This is a genomic window from Halorubrum sp. AJ67 (assembly GCF_000513435.1).
Map to the genome: position 1 here is coordinate 86,774 of NZ_CBVY010000018.1, position 2,550 is coordinate 89,323.

4 protein-coding genes are annotated in these 2,550 nt (G+C 68.9%); all 4 read right to left on the minus strand.

All coding sequences use genetic code 11. The features are described 5' to 3' along the window. The coding region (locus tag BN903_RS17610) for a hypothetical protein (protein ID WP_052334969.1) at nucleotides 1–476 on the minus strand (476 nt) is incomplete at its 3' end. A 20-nt stretch (nucleotides 477–496) separates the two neighbouring features. Continuing rightward, complete coding sequence (locus BN903_RS12895) at nucleotides 497–928, minus strand: NUDIX hydrolase (RefSeq protein ID WP_048078105.1); 432 nt, start codon at nucleotides 926–928, stop codon at nucleotides 497–499. 213 nt (nucleotides 929–1,141) lie between these two features. Further along, the gene (locus tag BN903_RS12900; RefSeq protein WP_048078106.1) at nucleotides 1,142–2,359 is read right to left on the minus strand and encodes a glycosyltransferase family 4 protein; all 1,218 of its coding nucleotides are present in this window, start codon (nucleotides 2,357–2,359) and stop codon (nucleotides 1,142–1,144) included. Next, nucleotides 2,356–2,550, minus strand: a 195-nt coding sequence (locus tag BN903_RS12905; protein ID WP_048078107.1) for a hypothetical protein, incomplete at its 5' end; no start/stop codon positions are given. The genes BN903_RS12905 and BN903_RS12900, both read right to left, overlap by 4 nt.

Below are 2,550 nucleotides of genomic sequence, written 5' to 3' on the forward strand. Positions count from 1 at the left end.
AGGAGGACCCACCCGACGCCGATCACGACCACACCGGTCCGATCCAGTGGCCCCCCGCCGACCGCGAGCGCCCCGTACGCCAGCGCTACGACGAGCGCGAGGAGGAGGTAGTAGCGTCCCCAGCGGCGCGTCCCGTCGGCGTCGGGAGCGTCCACGTCGAGGTACCGGTTGAGATCGCCGCCTCTGTCGGTGAGCCGTATCTGACCGGTGTCGCCGTCGTACTCGACGATACCGGCCTCTTCGAGCTTCGGGATGTGCGTCTGATACAGGGAGACGTACAGCCGCTTCCGCTGTTTGCTGGTCAGCGCCTCTCGGTCCGTCTCGTTCTCCCACGCCGCGACCTCCGCGGCGAGGTCCTGTAGTTGGATGCTCTCGTCGGTCCTGTTCAGATACCGAAGGATGAACCGCCGTCGCGGATTGCTGAGGAGGCTAAACAGTGCGTCTTGGCTCAGTCCGTTTTCCCGGGTTTCTGTCATTTGTGAGTCGGTGTGGACGCTTATCGGTCCCCGTCCGTCCCCGCCACCGACTGGTGGATGAAGCGTTCGACGGGGTCGAGCGTCGTCGGCAGGAGGTCCGCCGGCTCCAGCCAGGCGTGGTCGAGGACGCGTTCAGTCGGATTGGGTTCCGGCTCCGATCCGAGGGTCGCGTCGAACACCGAGTACACCGTCGTCGCGGGTCGACTCGTGTGGCGGTAGACGCAGCGGCCGACACGCTCCCCGACGGTCGCGCGACACCGGATCTCCTCGTCGAGCTCGCGGCGGAGACACTCGGCGAAGGACTCCCCGGACTCGACGCCGCCGCCCGGGAGCGTCCAGAACGTCGAGCCGTCCTCGCGGCGCTCCTTGACGAGCAGTACGCGGTCTCGATCCGTGACGAAGGCCTTGGCACCGACTCTGAGCTCCCGCCGCTCGGGGACACCCTCCGGCACGTTCGGGGGGACCGACGAAGTCCCCCGCTCGTCGCGTACCCGCCGGATGGAACCGTCGGAAGGGTGGTCGACATACGCGCCTCCGACACGACCCGTACTGATTATTATGCGGCTCATACCCCCGACAGGAACGGCTTTCTTGACGTCTCCGGCGGCCCGTCGCCTCGCGGAGGGCCGTCGCCGTTCAGGTCTCGACGCCGACACCCGCGTCGTTCAGGTCTCGACGCCGACACCCGCGCCGTCGGGGTCCGCACTGCCGTCGTCGTTCGCAGCGCTGTCGTCGTTCGCGCCCTCTGCGTCGCTCAGGGCGCGCGCGTACAGCGAGAGGAGTTCGTCGACGACGTCGGGCCACGCGTAGGACTCCTCGATGCGGCGTCGGCTGGCCCGACCCATCCGTTCGGTCCGCTCCGGGTCCGAGAGCAGTTCCTCTAGGGCGTCGGTCAGGCCCCGGACGTCCCCGGGAGCGACGAGCGCGCCGTTCGACTCGTCGACGATCGAGGGGATCCCCCCCACGTCGGTCGAGACGATCGCGTTCGCTCCGGCCATCGCTTCCAGGACGGCGATCGGGAGTCCCTCCGCGCTCGTCGGGAGGACGTAGACGCTCCCCTCGCCGAGGAGACCTCGCTTCCGCTCCTCGGAGACGAACCCGACGTAGTCGACGGCGTCGTGCGCCTCGGCGACCGCCTCGGCGTGGCCCGAGAGCGGTCCGCTACCGGCGATCGTCGCCCGGAACCGGAGCCCCGAGTCCTGAAGTTCGTCGACGGCTTCCGTCACCTCGACTATCCCCTTCCGCTCGATGTGGTTCGAGACGAACACGAGGTGCGGCGGGTCGGCGGCGGGATCGGGGTCGTACTCGTCCGGGTCGACGGCGTTCGGAACGACGACGATCCGCTCCGGCGGAACGCGCGTCGCGAGGACGTCGCGCCAGTGGTCCGACAGGGCGACGACCGCGGTACAGGCCCCGAACACCGTCTGCTGGAAACGAGCCGCCAGCGGCGACGCGTCTTCGAGGAAGGTGTCGAACGACGAGCCGTGGACGTGGAGTATCACGGGTCGGTTCCACAGCAGCCCGGCGACGAGCACGTACGGCGCGGAGATGTAGAACGAAAACGAGTGCGAGGTGTGGACGTGAACGATGTCGGGACGACGGCGGGCGAGGAAGCCGACCCACACCGACAGGAGGACCGCCGCCGTCCGGAGGTACTCGACCGGTCGCTCCGGCGTCCGCACGGCGGTGTCGACGACATCCAAGGAGACCCGGCCTTTCAGGTGCCGCCGCTGCTCCGCGATGTACCGACCGATGCCGCCCGTCCCCTCCGTCCGGGATCCCGCCGGCCCGACGACGAGCACCTCCGTCGACGACGGGACGTTCGACTCGCTGGCGTTCGGCTCCGACGCCGACTCCGCGTCGACTCCTTCGACGACGCTCATCTCGTCCCCCGATCGAACGCCGACTGCCCGCGGGCGACGATTCCGGCGAATCGGTGGTCGAACGTCTCGGAGAGGTGGTCGAACGTCCCGAAGAGATGGTCGAACAGTCCGGGGAGCGTGCGGTCAAACCGCCCGTTGTCGCAACGATCGAAGCGGTCCAAGCCCGTCTCCGGCCCGTCGGGCCGGGAGTC